We start from the raw sequence: 22,915 nt of genomic DNA, 5'->3' as shown, positions 1-22,915 counted from the left end.
GAGTCATGGTGGTGATGGACTTGCGCAAACGACTGTTAGGGGTGAGTGTGCGTGATGTCGTCGGTGCTGCGGCGTGGTGTTGTTGCCCAGGACGGGAGCCAGGCGGTTTCGGGGAGCGGTGTCAGGCTTGCGAGGTGGTTGATGAGCGCCTGAAGTCCGGGGTGCGGATTCGTTCTAGGAAGCATGAGGGACAGCGGGTAGGCGAGTGTCGGGTTAGCGATCGGGATGCGGCGTAGGTCGTAGTTCGTCGGCCAGATGTACCGGTCGCGTGCGCCGACGAGGGTGGCTACGTCGGCGGAGTCTACGAGGGTGTCGAGGAGTACCTCGTTACCGAAGTTCGGGCCTGCCGCGTCGATGCGGAGGTCGAAGGCGGTGGCGAGCTGATCGTAGAACTCTGCCCATTCGCTTCGGGGCACGATACCCGGCACCCAGATCCGAAGCTTGCGCAGCTGGGGTGGTGTCAGTGTTCGTGCGGAGGCGAGTGGGTGCCTGGGGCCGACCAGGAGTTCCAGTGGGGAGTCGAAGGCGTGGATCATTTGCACGTCGCGCGGCAGCGTGGCCGGATCGGTGACGGTGCGGAACGAGGCGTCGATATCGCCTGCCTGGACGGCGGCGGCGGCCACGTGCGGGTCGTCGACCCTGAGGGTCACTACGTCGAGGTCGGTTTTGGGATTCGACCGCCAATAGTCGTGTAGAACGACGGCCTGCGCGCTTCGCAGGCCTAGAACGTCGATCCGAAGGGCCCGCGAGCCCGGCCTGACCGCGGTGATGGCGCGGTCGACACCCGCGACGATGCTCCGTGCGTGTGGGAGGAACGCCTGGCCGTCGAGCGTCGGTTCGACCCCTCGGGCGGTGCGGGTGAACAGGCGGACCTCCAGCTCGCGTTCTAGGGCGGCGATCCGCTTCGAGACCGCCTGCTGTGTTACGCCCAGTTCGTCGGCTGCGTGTTGCAGCTGTCCGAGCTCGGCCGCCCGGACGAACGATCGCACTGCCTCGGTGTCCATTGGCCCATCCTATGGGCGCACAACTGATCGTTGTGGCTCGCTGCGAGGGAGTTGTTTGAGCGGTTCGGGTGCTGCACTCGCCGGCCAGCCGCCCCAACATCCTGGCCGCCCACAGCTAGTTGTTTCCGACTACCCATGGGTCGTTGGAGTTCAGTGCTGTCAGTAGTAGGCGTATGGCGGCGACTCGGCGTTCTTTGCCGGAGAGTTGGTCCAGGGCACATTCCGGGTCGGTTGGTGGACCCAGATGGGTGCAGCCTCGGGGGCAGTCTTCGATGGCTGCGGCGAGGTCGGTGAAGGCGGCTATGACGTCGTCGGGGGTGATGTGGGCGAGGCCGAAGGAGCGCACGCCGGGGGTGTCGATGACCCAGCCGCCCGCGGGGAGCGGCAGCGCGACGGACTGGGTGGAGGTGTGACGTCCCTTGCCGACACCGGAGACGATGCCCACCGCGCGATCCGCGTCGGGGACAAGGCGGTTCACCAGGGTGGACTTGCCGACACCGGAGTGCCCGATGAGCGCGGTGAGGTGGCCGTCGAGTAGTTCGTTGATCGGTTCGAGTGGATCGTCGATGCCGCCGTAGACGATGGTGAGATCGAGATCGTCGAAGGCGGCCGCGAATTCGGATTCGGTGGCCAGATCGTGTTTGGTCAGGCACAGAATCGGTTGCAGTCCACCGGCATACGCGGCGACCATGGCGCGTTCGACGAACCCGGTGCGTGGCGGCGGATCGGCGAGCGCGACCACGATGAAGAGTTGTTCGGCGTTCCCGACGACGATCCGTTCGAAGGGGTCGCTGTCATCGGCGGTGCGTCGCAACACCGTTCGGCGTTCGGTGACCCGGACGATGCGGGCGAGAGTGTCCGGCCTACCGGACAGATCGCCGACCACGTCCACCTCGTCACCCACCACGATGGGGGTGCGTCCCAGTTCGCGCGCCCGCATCGCGACGATCGGGCGGTGCGGATCACCGCCGAGTACGCAACCCCAGCGACCGCGATCCACCGCGACGACCATCGCCGATTCCGCTTCATTGTGCTGCGGACGGGTTTTCGTGCGGGGACGGGAACTCTTGCCCGGACGAACCCGGACATCGGTTTCGTCGTAACCCGCGTTTCCCCTGGGACGTTTCAGTGTGCCGCTCCCTGATCCGAGAACGTCGGATCGAGCATCCGCTCCCACAACGAGACGAACCCCGGCAGCGTTTTCGCGGTGGTGCCGATGTCCTCGATCTCGATCCCGGGCACCCGCAGCCCGAGAATCGCACCCGCCGTTGCCATTCGGTGATCGGCGTAGGAATGCCAGGTGCCCGCGTGCAGCGGTGCTGGGGTGATCTCCAGCCCGTCCTCGGTCTCGGTGACATTGCCGCCGAGCCGGTTGATCTCGGTGGACAGCGCCGCGAGCCGGTCGGTCTCATGGCCACGCAGATGGGCGATGCCGCGCAGCCACGACGGCGAATCCGCCAGTGCGGCAAGGGCGGCCACCGTCGGCGTCAGCTCGCCCACATCGTGCAGATCGATATCGATACCCGCGAGCCGTTCTGGGCCGCGCACCGTGATCACGCCGTCGAACCGGCTGACCTCGGCGCCCATCCGCACCAGGATCTCCCGGATCACATCACCGGGCTGGGTGGTGATTCGCGGCCAGTGCGGGATGCGAACCTCGCCGCCGGTGACAGCCGCGGCGGCAAGGAACGGCGTGGCATTCGACAGATCCGGCTCGACATCCCAATCCACCGCGCGGATCGGGCCTGGCGTCACCGTCCAGGTCTGCGCCTTACGGCTGTCCGCGGGCGACTCGACGGCGACATCGGCGCGCCGCAGCATCTCCACGGTCATCTCGATATGCGGCATCGACGGCAGCGCCTTGCCGGTGTGGTGTACGACCACGCCCTCATCGAATCGGGCCGCCGACAGCAAGAGCCCGGAGACGAACTGCGACGATCCGGACGCGTCGATGGTGACCTTGCCGCCGCGCAGCCCGCCTCCGCCACGCACGACGAACGGCAAGGCGTTGCCGTCGATATCGGCCCCGAGCCCGCGTAGCGCGTCCAGAATGGTGCCGAGCGGACGGACCCGCGCCTGCTCGTCACCATCAAAGGCCACATCGCCGTCGGCCAGCGTCGCGACCGGCGGCAGAAACCGCATCACGGTGCCGGCCAAACCGCAATCGACGGTGCCGCCACCCAGCGCGGCGGGCGTGACCGTGAGAGTGTCGCCGGCGCCATCGATGCCCGCGCCCATCGCCCGCAGCGCGCCGATCATCAGATTCGTGTCGCGGCTACGCAGCGCACCGGAGATCGTCGACGGTCTGTCAGCGAGGGCTGCCAAGATCAACGCCCGGTTCGTAATGGATTTAGATCCGGGCAAGGTCACGGTCGCGTGCACGGGTACATCGACATGGGGCGCTGGCCAGAGACTCACTCGTCCATCTTCGCCTATCGCCGGTTCGGACACGAGGCCGGAGCCGAATCGAGTCCTGGTCGGTCGTCCTGGAATCGTCGCGCCAAATGTTCTGACGCGCTACTTGTGGCGCCCGTGCAGCAGTGGCACCAGCTTGCGCAGCAGCTTCATGGTGGACTTGGTGCGCGAGTAGCTGAGCAGCGCCATACCGGGGATCGCGAAGCGCTGCACGGCAATCGAATGCGGGCGGGAGAATTCGCGCAGACCGGGTTCGCCGTGGATGCGGCCGATGCCGGAGTCGCCGACACCGCCGAAGGGCAGTCCTGCGATGGCGGCGAAGGCGAGCACCGAATTGACCGAGGTGGCGCCGACATGCAACTTGCGCGCGGTTTCGAGGCCGTCCTTCTTCGAGTACACCGCGGCGGAGAGGCCGTACTTGGATTTGTTGGCCAGTTCGACCGCCTCGTCGACGCTGTCCACGGTGCGGATGGTGACGGTCGGGCCGAAGGTTTCCTCACAGACGGCCTCGGAGTTCTCGTCCACGTCGACGAGCACGACCGGCTCAATGAACGGTGCCTTGACCGATTCCGGTCCGCCGAGCACGGCGGTGCCGCCATTCTTCAGCGCGTCATCGATGTGGCGGCGCACGATATCGACCTGGCTGGGCATGGTCATCGGGCCGTAGGCGGCGTCGCTGCCGGAACCGGGCTTGACGCCGGTCAGAATGCGCTTCACTTCCGCGACGAACGGTTCGCGCACGGACCGATCCACATACACCCGCTCCACACCGGCGCAGGTCTGGCCGCTATTGGAGGTCGCCCCCCAGGCGACGGCGTCGGCGGCGGCTTTGATGTCAGCGTCACCCGCCACGATCACGGCGTCCTTGCCGCCGCATTCCAGCAGCACCGGAGTCAGCGAATCCGCGGCCGCGGCCATGATCCGTTTGCCGGTGGCGGTGGACCCGGTGAACGCGAGCTTGTCCACACCGGAGGTGACCAGTGCGGCGCCGGTAGCGCCGAAACCGTTGATGGTCTCGAAGACGCCGTCGGGCAATTCCGGGTTGGCCTTCTTGAACGTGTCGGCGAGGAAATTGCCGATGGTGGTGGAGAATTCGCTCGGCTTGAACACCACCGTGTTGCCCGCGGCGAGCGCGTAGGCAATAGAGCCGTTCGGGGTGTAGACCGGATAATTCCATGGGCCGATCACGCCGACGACGCCGAGTGGGTGTTGTTCGAGGCGGGCGGAGAAGTTCGACATCAGCGCGCCGGGTGAGATCTTCTTGGGCGAGAGAACCTTTTTGGCGTTCTTCGCGGCCCAAGCGATGTGCTCGAGGACGAGCATGAGTTCCAGGAAGGCGTCGTCGACCGGCTTGCCGTTTTCCTGGTGGATCAGTGCGCAGAATTCGTCGGATCTCGTGACCAGTTGGGTCGACCATCGCAGCAGGTGTTTGCGGCGCTCGTCGAAACTCAGCGTACCCCAGGTGGCCGCGGCGCTACGTGCGGTGGCCACCGCCGCGGCCACCGCGTCCGCATCGGCGACGGTATGCGTGGCGATGATCTCGCCGGTGGCAGGGTCGACCGACGTCAGCCTCGTTTCCGGCGCCGCGGGGCTGGTTTCGGTGGTTGTCACGGTGGGTTTCTCCTCACTACCGGGTGCGGCGGCGGTGTGTCATTGACGGATGGCACAAGTTACTGCTCATTCTTTGAGAGGATGCTATGTCAGAACTCTCATGGCGTCACCGTCTATCCATCATTGTTCCGGACTTTATCCACCTCGGGTGGGACTATCGAGGTATGTGTGGACGATATGCGACGACCACCGCCCCAGGTCGGCTCGCCGCCGAGCTGGACGCCGTCGACGAGACCGGCGCCGATACTCCGACCGGCGGGTTCGCCAACTACAACGTAGCGCCGACGACACAGGTGCTGACGGTGGTCGAGCGCCACGACCGCGACCACCCCGACGACGATCCGAAACTGCGGGTCCGGCGTATGCGATGGGGCCTGATCCCGGTGTGGACCAAGGTTGCCGAGCCGGGAGTGCCGGTCAAGGGGAAACCGCTGTTCAACGCGCGCGCGGACAAGGCCGCGACCACCGCGTCCTTCCGTGACGCGGTGAAGTACCGACGCTGCCTGGTGCCGATGGACGGCTGGTACGAATGGGTCGTCGAGCCCGACGTGCTGGCCGGGGCGAAGGGGAAGGCGGCCAAGCATCCGTTCTACATGTCCGCCGCCGACGGTTCCCGGCTGTACATGGCCGGCCTGTGGTCGGTGTGGCGCGACCGTGCGCAGCCGACGAGCGAACCACTGCTGTCCTGCACGATTCTGACCACCGACGCGGTCGGCGACTTGACCCGCGTCCACGATCGAATGCCGCTGCCGATGCCGCGCGAGAGCTGGGACGCCTGGCTGGATCCGGGCCATCCGGCGCCCGCATCGCTGCTCGAGACGCCGAGTGCTGACACGGTATCGGGGATCGTGGCACGTCCGGTGCCGGATCTGGTCAACAGTGTCCGGAACAACGGGCCACAATTGCTTGCCACGGTCTCGGGTGGGCCGGTATCGGACACGGAACAGGCCGGGCAGATCAGCCTGTTGTGATCGCCCAGCCCGTTCGGTCTTGTCAGATCAGAGCTGGCACTTGACGCTCGGCGTCGCGATATTCAGCCCGCACTTGACGACGTCGGAGAGCAGGTCGATGACCTTGCCGGCGAGGCTGCCGCCGAGCTTCTCGGCCTTGTCGGCCTTTTCATCCTTCTTCGGGGTGCCCTGTTTGTACGGAATCTTCGGTGTGTCACCGGTGCCCAGCCCGTCGAACGGGAAGTCACCGACCTGTGTCACCGAGGGGTGGTCCGGCGCGGCTGCGGCCGTAGGGGCCTGTAGTGCCGCCGAACTCAGGGCTAGGACCAGCGCACCGAGCAGGGAGATGATCATGGTGCGCAGAGACATTTCGCATCACATCCTCGGGGTCGGACGAATCTGGCCCGTCCAGTAACGCATAGTTCGCCGCGAATCGGAGTCAATTACACCGATATCACTCGCGCGGTGACGGCGCCGGTCAGCCGGATCAGATCGGCGGGCGCCAGCTCTATCTCCAGCCCGCGCCGCCCCGCGCTGCACAGCATCCGGTCGGACTCCAGCGCCGAGGCGTCCACGACCGTCGGCAGTAGCTTGCGCTGACCGAGCGGGGAGATGCCGCCGAGCACGTAACCGGTGACCCGCTCGGCCTTCGTCTTGTCGGCCATCGCGGCCTTGGGTGCGCCGAGGGCCGCCGCGGCGGCCTTGAGCGACAACGTGTTCGGCACCGGCAGCACCGCGACGGCCAGCGTTCCGGTGGACAGTTCGATCACAAGCGTCTTGAAGATCCGCGCCGCCGTGACATCGAGTTGCGTGGCGAGCGCGTCGACCGCCTCCGCGCCATAGGAGTCGGCGCGCGAATCGTGGGTGTAGGCGTGTACGCGATGCGCCACTCCGGCCGTGACCAGGGTGCGAATCGCCGGAGTCGAGGCTGCGGCCATGCCGGACACCATAGTGTCTCCCCGGCCCGGGTTCGGCACCTATTTTCCGATGCCGCGACGTTGCGCCGGGAACACAGCCGGGGCCTTGTCTGTTGCACGCAAATACACAAGCAGCGTTGTGCGCGACGTAAAGGAGATGTGTCGGGTGTCCGTTCTGGTCGAGGAACGTCCGGTATGGACCGGGGCGTCGCCGATGAATGACCACTTCCCCTCGGAAATGCCACTGCCGGTAGATTTGGCAGGTACGGCAATCGAAGGGACAGGTGTGACGAGCGACGACGATGTGGTGACCGACGGTGCGGTCGGCGCCGCGGTCGACGAAACCGCGCTGGCACAGCGGTTCGAGCGGGACGCGCTTCCGATGCTCGACCAGTTGTACGGCGCCGCGCTGCGCATGACCAGGAATCCGGCCGATGCGGAGGACCTGGTTCAGGAGACGTATGTCAAGGCGTTCCAGGGATTCAAATCCTTCAAGGAGGGCACCAATCTGCGTGCCTGGCTTTATCGGATCCTGACCAACACCTACATCAACTCCTATCGCAAGAGGCAGCGTCAGCCCGCGCAGTACCCGACCGACGAGATCACCGACTGGCAGCTCGCCGCCACCGCGGAGCACACCTCGCAGGGTTTGCGTTCCGCCGAGGTGGAGGCGTTGGACGCGCTGCCGGATGACGACATCAAAGCCGCGTTGCAGGAGCTGCCGGAAGAGTTCCGGATGGCGGTGTACTACGCCGATGTCGAGGGCTTTCCATATAAGGAAATCGCCGACATCATGGGCACCCCCATCGGTACGGTGATGTCCCGGCTGCACCGCGGTCGCAAGCAGCTGAAGGGTTTGCTCGCCGATGTAGCGCGCGAACGTGGATTCAACCGCAATGGGGCGGAACGCCAGGAGGTCAAGCAGTGAGCGAGCGAACCACGGACTCGGCTGCGGAGCGCGACCCCGATATGGAACTCGATTGCACGGCTGTCCTGGCCGACGTCTGGCTCATGCTCGACGGCGAATGCGACGCGGCGACCAGAGCCCGCCTGCAACACCACATGGACCACTGCTCGCCGTGCATCGAGGCGTACGGCATCGAGGAGAAGGTCAAGGGTTTGCTCAGTCGCAAATGCAGCGGTGACCGGGCCCCGGATTCGCTGCGCGACCGGCTGACCGTCGAGATTCGGCGATCGGTCACGGTGGCGCGGGTGGAGACACCCGAGGCTTGAGATAGACCGGGCCCGAAAACGACTGAGCGGCACGCTCTTCCGTCAAGGAGGGGCGTGCCGCTCGCGTTCTGTCAGCACAACGGCTCAGGCGTTTGGCCGCTTGCCGTGGTTTGCTGCGTTGCCCTTGCGGCTGCGCTTCTTACGACCACGCTTACCCATCGGTAGTCTCCCTTCTGTTGAAGGCCATTGTTTCATGTGTGGTTGGCTGTAGCTTCAGCGGATACAGCGCCGACTAGCGAATGGGGTGTCATGGCTGAGGAAGTACGCGCGGAGATGGTTTCGACGGTGCTCACCGTCGAGGTCACAGTGGGCGACAAGGTGGAGACCGACCAAACCTTGGTGCTACTCGAGTCCATGAAGATGGAGATCCCGGTCCTCACCGAGATCAACGGCGAAGTCACCTCGATCTCGGTCGAGCCGGGGCAGGTTCTGCAACAGGGTGACCTGATCGCGGTTATCTCCTGAGCGAGTCGACGCGGTTAACCTAGAGCATGGCGACACTGAGCGAGCTCCTGGCCGAGCACACCGATCTCCCCGGCGTCGCCGTGGATCATCTGCAACGTGTGGTCGGGGACTGGCAGCTGCTCTCCGATCTGTCCTTCGCTGATCTGCTGCTCTGGGTCGGTGCGGGCCCCATCACCGATGGCGCGGATATCGTGTGCGTCGCGCAATGCCGTCCGACGACGGCGCCGACCGTGCATCTGGAGGATCGGGTAGGTGATCTGGCTTCGAAGGCCGATCATCCGCAGGTGTTCGAGGCGTTGTCCACCGGCAAGATCGTGCGCGCCGATAGCGATGCCGAGGCGGAGGGGGTCTATCACCCGCGTCCGGTGCACGCCGTGCGCGAGGCCATTCCGGTTCGCTGCGGCGACGATGTCATCGCGGTGCTCAGCCGGGACACCGACCGGCAGCGGTCGCGGGTGCGTAGCACCCTGGAGATCGCGTATGTGGCCTGCTCGGATGACCTGTGCCAGATGATCGCCGACGGCACCTTCCCGACCACCGAGGATCGGGCGGCAACCCATTCCAGCCCGCGCGCGGGCGATGGGTTCATCAGGCTCGACACCGAAGGCATCGTCGTCTATGCCAGCCCGAACGCATTGTCGGCGTATCACCGCATGGGTTTGCAAGCCGATCTGGCCGGCCAGGATCTGGCCGTCACCACCCGTTCGCTGATCACCGATCCGTTCGACGCCCAGGAGGTGGTCGGCGATATCCAGGCGGCACTGGCCGGGCGAACCGGGCGCCGGATGGAAGTGGAGGCCCGCGGCGCCACCGTGTTGTTGCGCACGCTGGTGTTGCGTCCGCACGGTGAATTGGCTGGTGCCGCAGTGCTCGTGCGCGATGTCACCGAGGTCAAACGCCGGGATCGAGCGCTGCTGAGCAAAGACGCGACGATCCGGGAGATTCATCATCGGGTGAAGAACAATCTGCAGACTGTGGCGGCCCTGCTGCGGTTGCAGGCCCGCCGCACCGAGAACGAGGAGGCGCAGGTCGCCCTTACCGAATCGGTGCGCCGGGTGACCTCGATCGCGTCCGTGCACGAAATGCTGTCGATGTCGGTGGATGAGGAGGTCGACCTCGACGAGGTCGTTGACCGGCTGCTGCCGATCATGGCCGATGTCGCCACCGTGCATACCGCGCGCATCAAGGTACGCAGGACTGGTTCGCTCGGTGTCTTCTCCGCCGAGCGCGCGACTCCGCTGGTTATGGTGCTGACAGAATTGGTTCAGAACGCCATCGAGCACGCCTTCGATTCCGGCGAAAACGGTTCGGTGACGATACGTTCCGAGCGTTCGGCCCGCTGGCTGGATGTCATCATCAGCGACGACGGCCGTGGTCTGCCGCCCGGTTTCAGCATGGAGTCCTCCGACCGCCTCGGGCTGCAGATCGTGCGGACCCTGGTAACCGCCGAATTGGGCGGCTCCATCGGACTGCATCCGGGCGCTGACATCGGCACCGACGCGGTGTTGCGGGTCCCGCTCGGACGGCGCTCGGGCCGCTAGAAACTACCTACCTCGGGCCGTAATAAACAACTGAGCCCGGCACCTCGAGGGGTGCCGGGCTTAATGCGTTACCGGTCCGGGCTGAATGGCCCGGTAACGCCGGTCGCCCGAAAAATCAGACGACAGTGCGGGTGCGGGTGCGCGCGTTGCGGCGCTTGAGCGCACGGCGCTCGTCCTCGCTCATGCCACCCCATACACCGGCGTCTTGTCCGGACTTCAGGGCCCAGGACAGGCAGTCGGCGGTAACGGGGCAGCGAGCGCAGACCAGCTTGGCATCAGCTATCTGCGCGAGCGCGGGACCGCTGTTACCCACCGGGAAGAACAGCTCGGGGTCCTCATCGCGACAGATGGCCTTGTGGCGCCAGTCCATTCCTCTGCTCCTTTACTGGACGCCACAAGGGGCGCCGACGGTTTGTGGATCGTTCACTTGTGCGTATCGAATGTTTCCGCACGGTTGCTTGTGAATGCTTTCACGAACACCGTAGATGTCAATAGGTATCTAGTGCACCGTGGGGAAGCTCACGCCATCAGGGTCCCGCTTGGGGCCCCTGCTCGGTAAGTTTTACTCGCTCTATCCGATTTTTGCAGCGCAACAGCGATGTTTTTCGCGCGTTTCGTGCTCAGGAGGGGCGTGGTGCGACGACCTCGAGCACCTCGGGCACGGCTGTGAAATCCACCATGTTGCGTTTTCCGATAAAGTCGCCATCGATTTGCAGGCCGATCGGTGCTGCGGCTTCGACCCGCACCGATGGCACGTCGTCGTCTCGAAATAAATTGCGCGACTTGGGATTTCCGTCGGTGGCCAGGAGCTGGCGGGCGAGCAACAGCGTCGGAACCACCGCCATCGAACGTACGGCGAACACTCCGAGGCCTGTTTCGAACGTCGTGCCCGGGTTGGTGTGCACCGGGGTCGAGTTCAGAAATGTCCAAGGCGTTGCGTTCGTGACGAATGCGTAGTGCACGTCCTCGATGGGTTTGTGTCCAGGTATCTCGATTCGGACGCTTGGTTCTTTACGCTTGTTCCGAAAGAATTGTCGCACAGTTGTTCGAATATATCTTGATGGAGTTGCCGTGTGCCCGGCGGCGCGACTCGCGTCGATCGCTTCGCAGACATCGGCGTCGAGGCCGACGCCGGCACTGAAGGTGAACCAGCGATCATCGGCGATGCCGAGACCGATCTTGCGGTCGCGGTCGAGGGTAAGCAGATCGATGAGCTGATTGGTTGCCGTCACCGGGTCCGGCGAGATTCCCAGCGCCCTGGCGAACACGTTCGCCGAGCCGCCCGGGATCACGCCGAGCCGGGGCAGCCAGGCCTGGCCATCATTCAACTCGGGCAGCGGAAGGAAGCCGTTTATGGTCTCGTTGACCGTCCCGTCGCCGCCGTGCACGACGATCAGGTCCATTTCGTTGGTCGATGCCCACTGCGCCAATTCCGCCGCGTGGCCGCGATGCTGGGTGTGCGCAACGGTCAGCTGAGTCCGGCTCTCCAACGCGTGCGCGAGTAAGTCTCGCGTCGCCGGCGTGGTTGAGGTGGCATTCGGATTCACGATCAGCAACGTCCGCACGCTCGCAGCCTAGTGGGCGCGCTTAGGCTGAGCGCGTGGCCGATAGCGACAAGGATGAGATTTCCGCGGTGCCGATAACGGTGCGAGGCGCGGGTGGGCTGGTAGCGCTGGAGGGCGGCGTCGCGGTGATCGTGGCGATCGTGTTGATCGTGCGCGGGCTGCTCGGACACGACCAGACCGCCGCGAACGGGTACGGCACGGCGGCCTGGTTCGGGATTCTCGGTGGTGCGGTACTCGCGGCGGGAATCGGACTGTTGCTCGGACAGCGATGGGGTCGCGCGATCGCGGTGATCGCGCAACTGTTGCTGTTGCCGGTTACCTGGTCACTGCTCACCGATTCGCATCGGCCGGTACTCGGTGGGCTGCTCGGCGTGGTGGTGGTCGCCGCGTTGGTGCTGCTGTTCGCGCCGCCCTCCTCGCGGTGGATGGCACAGGAATACGGGATCGATCCCGATTAGCCGAGTCCCCGGCTGATCATCGCCGCTTCCGATCAGCTCGGCCCGGCTGGTGCGCCGCGGCCGAGAGTGGCCAGGGCGTCGCCTTCGAGGCGGTAGCCGACCCACTCGTCTTGTCCGGCGGCGCCGAGCGATTTGTAGAAATCGATGGACGGGGTGTTCCAGGTGAGCACCGACCAGTCGACGCGGCCGTAACCATTGGCGACCGCTTCTTCGGCGAGTGCGGTCAACAGGGCCTTGCCGTAGCCCTTCCCTCGCGTCTCCGGCTTGACGTACAGGTCCTCCAGATAGATGCCGTGTACGCCCTTCCAGGTGGAGAAGTTCAGGAACCAGATGGCACAGCCGACCACACCGGCGTTCTCTTCGACCACGTGCGCGAACAGCGCGGGCGTCGGTCCGAACAGCGCGGTGTGCAGCTGATCGACCGTCAAAATGCACTCGTGCCTTGCTTTTTCGTACTCGGCGAGGTCATAGACGAGCTCGACCATGGCGGGCACGTCGGCGGGCGTAGCGCGGCGGATGCGGCCGGTCGCGGTCACAGTACGGCTCCGTTCGACGCGGGTACGAGGTTGTGCGCGAGGACGGTTCGTACATCGTGGTCATGACCGAGAACCGAAACCGCGCCGGTCGACATGAAGAACCGGCGGCCCTCCCGCAACTCGAGCTCGGCCCAGCGGGCGATCAGCGCCCGCGAGAAGTGCCCGTGGCCGACAAGCACGACATCCCGATCGGGCAGTATCGGCTCGACCGACGCGAGCACCCGGTCGGCTCTGGCACGAACATCCTCGGCGGTTTCACCGCCCGGTACCGTGCCGGTCCAGATGGTCCAGCCGGGCACCGTCTCACGGATCTGCGCGGTGGTGACTCCCTCGTAGTCGCCGTAGTCCCATTCGGACAGATCGTCGTCGACGGTGGGGTCGGTGAGCCCCGCGAGCGCGGCCGTTCGCATCGCGCGCTCCCGGGGGCTGGTGAGCACGAGCGGGCCTCGCAGCTTCAGCGCGGTCAGCAATTGCCCGGCCGCCCTGGCCTGTTCCTCGCCGCGCTCGGTGAGCGGCAGATCGGTGCGGCCGGTATGGCGCTGCTGCGTCGACCAGGTCGTTTCGCCGTGCCGCAACAGCACAAGCCGGACATTTTCCAGTGCGGACATGAATCCATCATGGGGCACGTCCACCACGGCGGGTGCGCGTGGTCAGCCGAGTGCGTACAGTTCGCCGCCGCGCCGTTCCAGAATGGTGGAGCCGAGCACCGCGAGCGAGATGGGGGAGCCGTCGTAGCCGGTGCGCTCGAAGGGGATGCGGGCCACCTCGGCACCGGAGCCGGGATCGAGGGCAACGAGCCCGCCTGCCACCGGGACCAGCACCCGACCGGCCATCAACGCGGGCGTGCCGAGTGCGTCGGGTGTCGTCCACAGCGGATCGAATGTGCTTGCGCTCGAGGCGATCACGCTGTTGCCGGTGAAAACGTAAAAGGCCGAGCTGATTCGGACCGTCGCCGAATTTTCGGTCAGCGGCGCGGAAAGCTGGTGCACCACAAGCGGATTCCCGTTCGCGTCGTATACCGCCAGCCGTGGTACCGCCGCCTCGGCGCCCGCCGCCGCAGGCTCGCCCGGCAGATACAGCATGATTCGGTTGTCGGACACCGCGAGCACTCGCGCGTCGGCGGAATCGGTGCCCGGCCCGACGAGGACGTGCGAGCCGTACTCCTCGGGCACCGTGTTCTCCTTGGGTGCCGGATTGAGGACGGTCAATCGGTTGGCGGGATCTGCGGGGCAGCGTTCCAGCACCGCGAGCCGCGACGAACTCGATGCCGACGACAGCAGCGAGCAGCCTTTGCGCGGTTGGGTTTTCACGTTTACCGGCGCGTCGACGTAGCCGTATTCGAGGGTGCGCACCAGATCCGAGCGCCACATCTCCAGCCGCTGCGGTCCCTGCGCGAGGGTGTAGGTGCCGTCGACAGACAACCGCAGTGTGGGATCCATGTAGCTGCTGCGCGCGGTACGCCGGGCACCACTGTCCCCGGCGAGCTGGGTGGTCTGGCTGCAGCCGCGCTGATCCCGGTACACCGCGACGACCGTGCCGAACTGCGACTCCACCCCGCATAACGGCATATCGCGGCGGTAGAGCCACAGTTGCTCACCGGTCTGTGGATCCCGGCCGACCACCGCACCGTCATCGGCGGTGATCACCGCCCCCGCCGCGGCCAGCGCCCTGGACGCGGCCCCGTCGGGGGCATGCCACAGCTCGCGCAGGGTGCCCGGCAGTCGATCGGCCGTCGCCGGGGTCGATGCGGGATGGTCGGCGGTCACCGATTCGGTGCCGTTGGCGTCGCCGCGCGCCCACACCAAGACCGCCGCGATCCCGACAAGTGCGACGATCGCGACTGCGGCGATGATGTCGGCGCGCGTCCGCCGCTCAGGTGCGAGCACGATTGCGAGAGTAGCGGATCTGGGTCGCTAGACCGAGGCGGTGGCCGCGATGGACGGCGCGTCCGAGCCGTTCGCCGCTTCGTTATCGCTGGCAGTCGCGTCGGCGGGCTTGCGCCGTCGCCGTCGACGGCGGGCAGGCTGCTCGTCCGAGTCGCCGGCGCCATTGCCGTTATGGTCTTCGCCGGTGTCGTCGTCGGTCGCGGGCGTATGCGCTGCGGCCTCGGTGTGCTCGGGCGCGGTGTTGCCATTATCCGCGGCGGTGGTGTCGTCGGCGGGCTTGCGCCTGCGACGTCGACGGCGGGCTGGCTTGTCGGCGTTCTCTTCCGCGTTGTCCGGTCCGGCGCCGTTATCCGCGTCCTCGGGGGTTGCGGTCGCGTCGTCCACGGTGGCGCTGGTGTCGCTCTCGATGGGCTCGCCCGCCCTGGTCCGCCTGCGGTTGCGCTTGCGCGGAGCGCGCGCGGGCCGCTCGACGACCACCGCGTCGTCGTCGCGTTCCGGTTTGGGCTTGCGGACGGTACCGGTCACGCCCTCCGGGATGCCGAGTTCCGAAAACAGGTGCGGCGAGCGCGAATACGTCTCCACCGGCTCCGGGATACCGAGTCCGAGCGCCTTGTCGATGCCGGCCCAGCGGTTGAGTTCGTCCCAGTCGATCAGGGTCACCGCGACACCGGTACGTCCGGCGCGGCCGGTGCGGCCGATCCGGTGCACGTAGGTCTTCTCGTCCTCGGGGCACTGGTAGTTGATGACGTGGGTGACGTCGTCGATGTCGATACCGCGCGCCGCGACATCGGTCGCGACGAGCACGTCGATGGCGCCCTTGCGGAACTTGCCGAGTGCCTTCTCACGGGCGATCTGTCCCAGGTCGCCATGCACGGCACCGACGGAGAATCCGCGCTCGGCGAGGTCGTCGGCTACCTTCTGCGCGGTGCGCTTGGTGCGGGTGAAGATCATCGTCGCGCCGCGGCTCTCGGCCTGCAGAATGCGGGCGATCAACTCGCTCTTGTCCAACGCGTGCGCCCGGTAGACGAACTGCGCGGTGCGGTCGTGGACCGCGGAATCGTGTGGCTCCTCGGCCCGGATATGCGTCGGCCTGGTCAGGAAGGTGCGGGCCAGGGTGATGATCGGGCCGGGCATGGTCGCCGAGAACAGCATGGTCTGACGCTGGGTGGGCACCATGCCGAGAATGCGTTCGATATCCGGCAGGAAGCCGAGATCGAGCATTTCGTCGGCCTCGTCGAGGACGAGCACGCCGATCTTGCCCAGGATCAGGTGTCCCTGATCGGCGAGGTCCATCAGCCGGCCGGGAGTGCCGACGACTACGTCGACGCCCGAGCGCAGCGCCGCGATCTGGGAATCGTAGGGGCGCCCACCGTAGATGGACAGCACGCGCAGCGGGCCCTGGTGGTTCTTCAGGTATTTGCTCGCGTTCTCCAGGTCCTGGGTGACCTGGATGCACAGCTCGCGCGTCGGCACGATGATCAGTGCGCGGGGGGTTCCATCCAGCGGCGTCGTCCCGCTGCCGGTGGTGGTGATGCGGTGCAAGAGCGGCACACCGAATCCGAAAGTCTTACCCATACCGGTTCGCGCCTGGCCGATGAGATCCTCACCGGCGAGCGCCAGCGGAAGGGTGAGTTCCTGGATTGCGAAAGTGCGTTCGATTCCGATCTCGCCGAGTGCCCGCACGATTTCCGTGCGCACACCCAATTCGGTGAATGTCGGGGCGGAGTGTGTTTCGTCCAGTTCGGCGGTCAGCAGAGTGTCTGCGATGCCGGGTTCCTGTTCGACAGTGATCTTGCTCAGGATGGTGCCTTTCCTCGTTATCGCGTCACGCGCGCACGAGGCGTGGGGCGGACCGGCCGGCCCGCGACAACCACGTATCCGCCTGTGATATTCACCCCGGCTACAGCCTGATGTCAGTGGGTGCCATCTGCGCGGCAGCTACCTGGAGACATCGGCGCGGCGCATTGGTGATGCGGATCTGGTGCGCGCACATTTTCTCGGACATCGAAGCCCGTCCGGGGCCGAAATATGAATCGCCACGAGCCGTGGCGAACACTGGTTCCGGCAACCTCGGTCGGCGAAAATTTTCGTTGTCCGCAATGATTGTAGCGTGATATTGTGCGTGGCTCGAATTGCCGCCTCGGCAATTCCGGGACAAAAGTCTCATTTGCTTGCCAAATCCCTCGACGGGAGCTGCGCGACATGCCAATTCAACTCGCGTGGCGAATCCGGCTCCGGTGGCGTCGGTATTGCGCGCCGGGCGTGGCCGTAGTCGAGTGGATGGATCGCGTACGGAATTCGTGCGCGAAGCCGCGTGATCCCAGCCGAGTACTACGCTGTGACTCATGGGAGCCCAGCCATCCGCCGCACTTGGAGTTTCATCCATCGTCGCTGACGAACCCGGGGTCACCGAACTGTTCGCGGTCCTCGCCTACGGCGAGATCTCCGCGTTCTATCGGCTGGCCGAGGAGGCCAAGCTATCGCCGACGCTGCGGGGCAAGGTCGCCGTCGCGAAGATGGCCGCCGCGGAGATGCGGCACTTCGAAACAGTGGAGTCCGCACTGGCCGCGCGTGGCGTCGGAGTCTTCGACGCCATGGCTCCCTATGTGCGGGCACTCGATGCCTACCACGACTCCACCGACCCATCGACCTGGCTCGAGTCGATGGTCAAGTTCTACGTCGGCGACGGCATCGCCGCCGATTTCTACACCGAAATCGCGGGCGCGCTGAGCCCCGAGGTCGCCGCCGTGGTCCGCGATGTACTCGCCGAAACCAGCCACTCGGAGTTCGTGGTGGAGGAGGTTCGCCGCGCGGTCGCCACGAGCCGCGCCGAGCGCGACCGGCTCACCCTCTGGGGCAGGCGGCTGCTCGGCGAGGCCATCACCCAGGCGCAGTACGTCATGGCCCAGCGCGACGAACTCACCGATCTCGTGCTCACCGCGACCGGCGATTTGAACGGCATCGCGGCGCTGTTCGAGCGCATGCAGGCCAGCCACGCCGAACGGATGGCCGTCCTAGGAATTTGAGCGGTTCACTCGTTCACCGCCCGGTTGTCCACCAGACGTAGTTCGGGGACACGCACCTGGGTCTGCTCGTTGAGCCAGACGACGACGCTTTGACTGCTGTCGGCTTGCAGGGTCTCGAAGGTGATATCGAGATGCCCGTGCTCCGGATGGTCGAACCGCAGCAGGCCGGTGCTGTGCTCGGCTAGGCGATGTGTGTGCCAGCGGCCCGCGAAATCCGGGTGTTGCCGTAGTGCGCCGATTATCTCGCGCAGTTGATCGTCGCCGGGCCAGCGCATGTCGGCGCGGGACAGTTCGGCGGCGAAATTGTCGGCGACTTCGGACCAATTTCGTAGCACCCGTCTGGCCTGCGGATGCGTGTAGACATACCAGACCAGGTTCAGGTGGTCCGGATCGTCGAGCAGGCCGAGCGGGGCCGCCAACTCTTCCCACGTCGGATTCCAGCCGAGCACGTTGAGGCCGCGGCCGACCACGAAGGCGGGCGTGGGTTGCAGTGCGCGCAGGATGGCTTCGAGCGTCGGCGCCAGGGTTTCCTCGGCGGATTCGGCCTTCGGGCACTGTTGCGGTTTGGTGGAAGTCAGTGCCAGCCAACCGAAGTGGTGTCGCTCCTTGCCTTCCAGCAGCAGCGCGTTGGCCAAAGCGTCGACGACCGAGACCGAAGGATTGATGTCGCGGCCCTGCTCGAGCCTGGCCAGATAGTCGGCGCTGACCCCGGCGCGCACAGCGACTTCCTCGCGGCGCAGCCCGGGGGTCCGGCGTCGTCCGCCCTTGGGCATCCCGACGTCCGCCGGCCGTAATTCCGCGCGTCGTGCGACCAGGAATTCGGCGAATCCGTTTCGTGCCATGATTTATCGTGCCTTGTCCTGGGGTAGTTATCCGCGCCCTGCGAGGTCCAGGATAATCACGGTCTGGCTACCGGACCGTGGTCCGGTCATTGTGTTTGACATGACTACTTCCTCCGAAACCGCTACGACGTCGCTCGCCTCCGGCTTCTGGGCGCTGGACACCAACCATTCCTCGGTCGAGTTCAGCATTCGCCATCTTGGCATCTCCAAGGTCCGGGGCCGGTTCACCAACTTCGAGACCGAGTTCGTCGTGGATGAGTCCGGCACCGCCGCCACCCTGGTCGCGACCATCCACACCGATTCCTTCGACACCGGCAACGCCGATCGCGACGCCCACATCCGCAGCGCCGACTTCCTCGATGTCGCCAACCGTCCCACCCTGACCTTCCGTGTCACCGAACCGGTCGTGATCGCCGAAACCTTCGAGGTGACCGGCGAGGCCACGCTCGGCGCGGTCACCAAGCCGCTCACCCTGGAGGTCGAATGGGGCGGGGTGCAGGAATTCGGGGGCACTGGTGATCGGCACGCCGGTTTCTCCGCCACGGGCATTATCAAGCGCACCGACTTCGGCGTCGGTGGACCGATGCCCGGCATGCTCAGCAACGCCGTCAAGATCGAACTCGAGATCCAGCTGATCGAACCCAAGTAACGTCCGTGCACCTTCGATACCGGGCCTCGTACTGATGTTCGCTGACAGCGCAGGTGGGCGTGCATCCGGCCGCAGCGGCCTGCATTAGCCTTGGATCGACAGCACAGAACTCTAGGTTCGGAGGTTGGCCGTGGAGGTCAAGATCGGTATTTCGGATAGCCCGCGGGAGCTCGTGATCAATAGCTCGCAGACCCCCGACGAGGTCGAGGCGCTGGTGTCCGGTGCGCTGAGCGGCGACAGCGGCGTCGTGTCGCTCACCGACGAGAAGGGCCGCAAGTTCCTGATCCAGGCCGCCAAGGTCGCTTACGTCGAAATCGGTACCGTCACGGGTGGCCGAGTCGGTTTCGCGGCTGTCTGAGGACCGAAAAGAGCCCCTGTCCTCGCCAGGACAGGGGCTCTATTCATTTGAAGCTCAGTAGGGCGAGTTCAGTCGCGACAGCGGGACGTGCGACAGGCCACCCCACGCCAGTGCGACGGTGGTGTCGACCGCTTCTTCCTTCGGGATCGGCCGGTCCGCCTCCAGCCAGTAGCGGGCGGTGAACTGGCTGGTGCCTACCAGGCCGACCGCGAGAATCCTTGCGCGGTAAGGGTCCAAGCCGGAATCGTGCGCGACCAGATCGAAGACCGCGTCGACGCACGCCTCGGTGGCCTGTTCGACCCGGCGCTGAACCTGCGGCTCGCTGGTCAGATCCGACTCGAAAACCAGTCGGAAGCCCTGCATTTCGTTGTCGACGAAGTCGAAGTACGCCTGCACGGCGGCGCGGACGCGCTGCCGGTTGTCGGTGGTCGAGCGCAGCGCCTGGCGGACACTCGACACCAGCATGTCGACGTAGTTCTGTAGAACCGCAAGGTAGAGTTCGAGTTTGCTGGTGAAGTGCTGATAGAGCACCGGCTTACTCACTCCGGCGCATTGTGAAATTTCGTCCATGCCCGCGGCGTGATAGCCACGCTGCACGAACACTTCGCTTGCCGCTGCGAGCAGCTGTAGCCGTCGCTCGTCGCGTGGAAGCCGGGTACCGCGTTTTGGCGGTGTTGCGGCGCCGGGCGACGATCTGCGGGACGTCATCCGGTCCGCGAGGTCAGTCATTTTTCGGCTCTCCCAGTCAATGCCCCGGCAAGAAAGGGGTGCGCACCGGGTATCCCCAGAACGATACCCGCTCATCGCGTTTGCGCCGACCCGGGTCGTTTCCCGCCGTTGACGGTGAGGAATGTCGCAGCAAACCCTACGATGCGGTGTCGGTGACTTTCGGGTCTTGCGGAGTGCTGTTGTCGCGCACTGTGAGAGTCTGATGGGTGTGACCGACCGACCGGCAAGACCCGGCGGCGGGCGAGAACCGTACCGCCCCGCCGCCCCGCCGCGTCCCATTCCGCAGGGGCCGGCCCTGTGACAAGGCCACGAATCACACCGCACAATGAGCAGGACCAGGGTGTTCGTGAGCACGGCGGCGTCGAGGTCTACGACCCGCTCGGCGTGCACGAAACCCAGGATCGTTCCCATCAGCCATTACGTGCGCGCTGGGATCCCACCGCACCCGATGACAGTCCTTCGCGCACGCCCCGCCCCGAGCGCGCGGCCAAAAAGCAAAGTGCGCTCGGCCGTTTCGTATCCACCTACGGTTGGCGGGCGTACGCGCTCCCGGTGCTGTTCGTGGTCACCGTGCTGGTGGTCGTCGACGCGGTACGCGACGGATCGGACGTCATCGCGGGCTCGGGGGGTGCGCCGGGATTCGGGCAGCTGAGCCCACGTGCGGCCTCGGCGGGCATCATCGGGGCGCCACCCGGTGACGGGCACTTTCCGGCCGATCTGCCCAGCGGGGCCCTACCCGAGGGCGGCGCCCTCACCGAGACCGCCGCGGGCACCTGGCATGTGGTGCCGGGAACCACCGCCCAGATCGGGACCGGCGCGGAGTTCAAATTCAGCTATACCGTAGAGATCGAGGATGGTGTCGATACTTCCGGGTTCGGCGGCGACGAGTCGGTTGCCAAAATGGTCGACAGCACCCTCGGGAATCCCAAGAGCTGGGCGCACGATCCCAAATTCGCTTACCGCCGCATCGACAAGGGTGAGCCCGACTTCCGTGTCTCGCTCACCTCACGCGAATCCTCCCGTAAGGCATGCGGATTCGATATCCCGATCGACTCGTCGTGCTTCAACGCCGATCTGCGCCGGGTGGTGTTGTCGGAGGTCCGCTGGGTGCGCGGCGCGCTGGCCTACGAGGGCGATATCGGTTCCTACCGGCAGTACCAGATCAATCACGAGGTCGGCCACGCCATCGGCTACCACCAGCATCAGCCGTGTGAAACCGACGGTGGACTCGCGCCGGTGATGATGCAGCAGACCTTCGGCATCAGGAACAACGACATCGCGGCGCTCGACCCGGACGGCGTGGTCCCCATGGACGGCAAGCGCTGCCGGTTCAACCCGTGGCCCTTCCCACGTGGTTGATGGGGTGGGTGTGGCGCCCGGTTTCTGATGCGCGACGATGATTCGGGAAGAACGGTTCGATCGTCGGTGTTGATAGCTACGTACCGCATAGCCGCACATTGCGATCAGCCAATTCGATTCGAGGAGTTCTGGACGTGTCATCACCTAAGTCCCTCCCGCCGCTTGTCGAGCCGGCCGCGGAGCTGACCAGGGACGAGGTCGCCCGCTACAGCCGCCACCTGATCATCCCCGATATGGGTGTGGACGGACAGAAACGGTTGAAGAACGCGAAGGTGCTGGTGATCGGCGCCGGTGGGCTCGGCTCGCCCGCGTTGCTCTACCTGGCCGCCGCGGGGGTCGGCACGCTCGGCATCGTCGAGTTCGACGAGGTCGACGCCTCCAATCTGCAACGTCAGGTCATTCACGGTGAATCCGATATCGGTCGCCCGAAGGCCGACAGCGCGCGTGACTCCATCCTGGAGATCAACTCGGGAATCGACGTGCGGCTGCACAAGATTCGGCTGGAACCGGAGAACGCGGTCGAGCTGTTCGCCGAATACGATCTGATCGTCGACGGCACGGATAACTTCGCCACCCGCTACCTGGTCAACGATGCCGCGGTGCTCGCGGGAAAGCCCTACGTCTGGGGCTCCATCTACCGCTTCGAGGGCCAGGTCTCGGTGTTCTGGGAGGACGCTCCCGACGGGCGCGGCATCAACTATCGCGACCTCTACCCGGAGGCTCCGCCGCCCGGCATGGTGCCCTCGTGCGCTGAGGGCGGTGTGCTCGGCGTGCTGTGCGCGTCCATCGGTTCGGTGATGGTGACCGAGGCGATCAAGCTGCTGACCGGCATCGGTGAGCCGCTGCTCGGTCGGCTGATGGTCTACGACGCACTCGACATGACCTACCGGACCATCAAGCTGCGTCGTGACCCGGATCGTCAGCCCATCACCGAGCTGATCGACTACGAGGCGTTCTGCGGTGTGGTGTCCGAAGAAGGCGTGGCCGCCGCAGCCGGTTCGACGATTACCGCGGGTGAATTGAAGGATCTGATCGACGCGGGCAAGGAAGTCGAGATCATCGACGTGCGCGAGCCCGTCGAATGGGACATCGTGCACATCGAGGGTGCCAAGCTCATCCCGAAGGATCGCATCCTCTCCGGTGACGCGCTGTCGGAGCTACCGCAGAACCGTCCGATCGTGCTGCACTGCAAGACCGGTATCCGTTCCGCGGAAGCCCTTGCCGCCCTCAAGCGCGCCGGGTTCTCCGACGCCACGCATCTGCAAGGTGGCGTTATCGCGTGGGCGAACCAGATAGACCCGTCGCTGCCGGTGTACTGACACAGGCTCGCAACAGACTCTCCGAACGCACCCACTACGGAGCGAGTCTTAT

General features: G+C 65.6%; 26 protein-coding genes. 11 read left to right on the top strand and 15 right to left on the bottom strand.

The genetic code is table 11. The features are described 5' to 3' along the window. Positions 1–35 precede the first annotated feature (35 nt). The 4 genes from LKE06_RS00885 to LKE06_RS00870 all read right to left on the bottom strand — a co-directional run bounded on the left by LKE06_RS00885 (position 36) and on the right by LKE06_RS00870 (position 5,030). Positions 36–1,004 carry a LysR family transcriptional regulator gene (locus LKE06_RS00885; protein ID WP_227996303.1) on the bottom strand — a complete coding sequence of 323 codons (969 nt, stop codon included), beginning with the start codon at positions 1,002–1,004 and terminating at the stop codon, positions 36–38. Between the two features lie 115 nt (positions 1,005–1,119). Next, complete coding sequence (gene rsgA / locus LKE06_RS00880; RefSeq protein ID WP_227999216.1) at positions 1,120–2,133, bottom strand: ribosome small subunit-dependent GTPase A; 1,014 nt, start codon at positions 2,131–2,133, stop codon at positions 1,120–1,122. Then, positions 2,130–3,422, bottom strand: coding sequence for a 3-phosphoshikimate 1-carboxyvinyltransferase (gene aroA / locus LKE06_RS00875; protein ID WP_227996301.1), 1,293 nt, complete (start codon positions 3,420–3,422; stop codon positions 2,130–2,132). The genes rsgA and aroA overlap by 4 nt, the downstream gene beginning before the upstream one ends. A gap of 99 nt (positions 3,423–3,521) precedes the next feature. Beyond that, positions 3,522–5,030 carry an aldehyde dehydrogenase family protein gene (locus LKE06_RS00870; RefSeq protein ID WP_227996299.1) on the bottom strand — a complete coding sequence of 503 codons (1,509 nt, stop codon included), beginning with the start codon at positions 5,028–5,030 and terminating at the stop codon, positions 3,522–3,524. A 164-nt stretch (positions 5,031–5,194) separates the two neighbouring features. Between LKE06_RS00870 and LKE06_RS00865 the strand changes: the two genes are divergently transcribed. Next, positions 5,195–6,001, top strand: a complete 807-nt coding sequence (locus tag LKE06_RS00865; protein ID WP_227996297.1) for an SOS response-associated peptidase — start codon at positions 5,195–5,197, stop codon at positions 5,999–6,001. Between the two features lie 27 nt (positions 6,002–6,028). On the opposite strand, the gene LKE06_RS00860 is transcribed toward LKE06_RS00865, so the two are convergent. Together LKE06_RS00860 and ybaK are read right to left on the bottom strand one after the other, a co-directional pair. Next, positions 6,029–6,349: a hypothetical protein gene (locus LKE06_RS00860; RefSeq protein WP_227996295.1), complete on the bottom strand. Its 321-nt coding sequence runs from the start codon at positions 6,347–6,349 to the stop codon at positions 6,029–6,031. 74 nt (positions 6,350–6,423) lie between these two features. Continuing rightward, the gene (gene ybaK / locus LKE06_RS00855; protein ID WP_227996292.1) at positions 6,424–6,918 is read right to left on the bottom strand and encodes a Cys-tRNA(Pro) deacylase; all 495 of its coding nucleotides are present in this window, start codon (positions 6,916–6,918) and stop codon (positions 6,424–6,426) included. A 136-nt stretch (positions 6,919–7,054) separates the two neighbouring features. On the opposite strand from ybaK, the gene LKE06_RS00850 reads away from it, so the two are divergent. Beyond that, entirely contained in the window at positions 7,055–7,825 is a 771-nt protein-coding gene (locus LKE06_RS00850) for a sigma-70 family RNA polymerase sigma factor (RefSeq protein ID WP_255648646.1), read from the top strand. Between the two features lie 41 nt (positions 7,826–7,866). Further along, positions 7,867–8,130: a mycothiol system anti-sigma-R factor gene (gene rsrA / locus LKE06_RS00845; RefSeq protein WP_227999214.1), complete on the top strand. Its 264-nt coding sequence runs from the start codon at positions 7,867–7,869 to the stop codon at positions 8,128–8,130. A gap of 84 nt (positions 8,131–8,214) precedes the next feature. Here rsrA and LKE06_RS33055 read toward each other — a convergent pair whose 3' ends face one another. Beyond that, positions 8,215–8,289, bottom strand: a complete 75-nt coding sequence (locus tag LKE06_RS33055; RefSeq protein WP_022597109.1) for a 50S ribosomal protein bL37 — start codon at positions 8,287–8,289, stop codon at positions 8,215–8,217. Between the two features lie 90 nt (positions 8,290–8,379). Between LKE06_RS33055 and LKE06_RS00840 the strand changes: the two genes are divergently transcribed. Together LKE06_RS00840 and LKE06_RS00835 are read left to right on the top strand one after the other, a co-directional pair. Beyond that, a complete protein-coding gene (locus tag LKE06_RS00840; RefSeq protein WP_227996290.1) occupies positions 8,380–8,595 on the top strand; it encodes a biotin/lipoyl-binding carrier protein in 216 nt (71 codons plus the stop codon). Between the two features lie 26 nt (positions 8,596–8,621). Then, positions 8,622–10,136, top strand: coding sequence for a sensor histidine kinase (locus LKE06_RS00835; protein ID WP_227996288.1), 1,515 nt, complete (start codon positions 8,622–8,624; stop codon positions 10,134–10,136). A gap of 115 nt (positions 10,137–10,251) precedes the next feature. Here the strand turns inward: LKE06_RS00835 and LKE06_RS00830 are convergent, their stop codons facing one another. Both LKE06_RS00830 and LKE06_RS00825 read right to left on the bottom strand, forming a co-directional pair. Next, positions 10,252–10,506 carry a WhiB family transcriptional regulator gene (locus tag LKE06_RS00830; RefSeq protein WP_011211115.1) on the bottom strand — a complete coding sequence of 85 codons (255 nt, stop codon included), beginning with the start codon at positions 10,504–10,506 and terminating at the stop codon, positions 10,252–10,254. A 250-nt stretch (positions 10,507–10,756) separates the two neighbouring features. Then, the gene (locus LKE06_RS00825; protein ID WP_227996287.1) at positions 10,757–11,701 is read right to left on the bottom strand and encodes a diacylglycerol/lipid kinase family protein; all 945 of its coding nucleotides are present in this window, start codon (positions 11,699–11,701) and stop codon (positions 10,757–10,759) included. Positions 11,702–11,736: 35 nt separating this feature from the next. Here LKE06_RS00825 and LKE06_RS00820 point away from each other — a divergent pair, with 35 nt between their 5' ends. Next, positions 11,737–12,159 carry a hypothetical protein gene (locus LKE06_RS00820; RefSeq protein WP_227996285.1) on the top strand — a complete coding sequence of 141 codons (423 nt, stop codon included), beginning with the start codon at positions 11,737–11,739 and terminating at the stop codon, positions 12,157–12,159. Between the two features lie 32 nt (positions 12,160–12,191). Here the strand turns inward: LKE06_RS00820 and LKE06_RS00815 are convergent, their stop codons facing one another. From LKE06_RS00815 to LKE06_RS00800, 4 genes are read right to left on the bottom strand one after another with little or no spacing between them, the layout of a single operon-like run. Continuing rightward, complete coding sequence (locus LKE06_RS00815; protein WP_255648642.1) at positions 12,192–12,644, bottom strand: GNAT family N-acetyltransferase; 453 nt, start codon at positions 12,642–12,644, stop codon at positions 12,192–12,194. 47 nt (positions 12,645–12,691) lie between these two features. Then, positions 12,692–13,303, bottom strand: coding sequence for an acid phosphatase (locus LKE06_RS00810; RefSeq protein ID WP_227996282.1), 612 nt, complete (start codon positions 13,301–13,303; stop codon positions 12,692–12,694). Between the two features lie 42 nt (positions 13,304–13,345). Beyond that, a complete protein-coding gene (locus tag LKE06_RS00805) occupies positions 13,346–14,581 on the bottom strand; it encodes an Rv3212 family protein (protein WP_227996281.1) in 1,236 nt (411 codons plus the stop codon). Between the two features lie 27 nt (positions 14,582–14,608). Next, the gene (locus tag LKE06_RS00800) at positions 14,609–16,402 is read right to left on the bottom strand and encodes a DEAD/DEAH box helicase (RefSeq protein ID WP_372477338.1); all 1,794 of its coding nucleotides are present in this window, start codon (positions 16,400–16,402) and stop codon (positions 14,609–14,611) included. Positions 16,403–16,926: 524 nt separating this feature from the next. Here LKE06_RS00800 and LKE06_RS00795 point away from each other — a divergent pair. Continuing rightward, positions 16,927–17,607: a ferritin-like fold-containing protein gene (locus LKE06_RS00795; RefSeq protein ID WP_227996280.1), complete on the top strand. Its 681-nt coding sequence runs from the start codon at positions 16,927–16,929 to the stop codon at positions 17,605–17,607. Between the two features lie 5 nt (positions 17,608–17,612). Here the strand turns inward: LKE06_RS00795 and LKE06_RS00790 are convergent, their stop codons facing one another. After that, a complete protein-coding gene (locus LKE06_RS00790) occupies positions 17,613–18,449 on the bottom strand; it encodes a helix-turn-helix transcriptional regulator (RefSeq protein ID WP_227996279.1) in 837 nt (278 codons plus the stop codon). A gap of 100 nt (positions 18,450–18,549) precedes the next feature. Here LKE06_RS00790 and LKE06_RS00785 point away from each other — a divergent pair, with 100 nt between their 5' ends. Then, positions 18,550–19,098 (top strand): YceI family protein, encoded by a 549-nt coding sequence (locus tag LKE06_RS00785; RefSeq protein WP_227996278.1) that lies wholly within the window; start codon positions 18,550–18,552, stop codon positions 19,096–19,098. A gap of 130 nt (positions 19,099–19,228) precedes the next feature. After that, entirely contained in the window at positions 19,229–19,456 is a 228-nt protein-coding gene (locus LKE06_RS00780) for a DUF3107 domain-containing protein (RefSeq protein ID WP_227996276.1), read from the top strand. Positions 19,457–19,510: 54 nt separating this feature from the next. On the opposite strand, the gene fasR is transcribed toward LKE06_RS00780, so the two are convergent. Next, positions 19,511–20,185, bottom strand: coding sequence for an HTH-type transcriptional activator FasR (gene fasR, locus LKE06_RS00775; RefSeq protein ID WP_227996274.1), 675 nt, complete (start codon positions 20,183–20,185; stop codon positions 19,511–19,513). A 384-nt stretch (positions 20,186–20,569) separates the two neighbouring features. Here fasR and LKE06_RS00770 point away from each other — a divergent pair, with 384 nt between their 5' ends. Both LKE06_RS00770 and moeZ read left to right on the top strand, forming a co-directional pair. Continuing rightward, positions 20,570–21,544 carry a DUF3152 domain-containing protein gene (locus LKE06_RS00770; protein WP_227999212.1) on the top strand — a complete coding sequence of 325 codons (975 nt, stop codon included), beginning with the start codon at positions 20,570–20,572 and terminating at the stop codon, positions 21,542–21,544. 134 nt (positions 21,545–21,678) lie between these two features. Then, positions 21,679–22,863: an adenylyltransferase/sulfurtransferase MoeZ gene (gene moeZ, locus LKE06_RS00765; protein ID WP_227996272.1), complete on the top strand. Its 1,185-nt coding sequence runs from the start codon at positions 21,679–21,681 to the stop codon at positions 22,861–22,863. The last annotated feature ends 52 nt before the right edge of the window (positions 22,864–22,915 follow it).

The sequence above is a fragment of the Nocardia australiensis genome, assembly GCF_020733705.1.
Taxonomy (GTDB): Bacteria; Actinomycetota; Actinomycetes; order Mycobacteriales; family Mycobacteriaceae; genus Nocardia; species Nocardia australiensis.
Note: the sequence above shows the minus strand (reverse complement) of the source record. Positions and strands in the feature narration are given on the sequence as shown.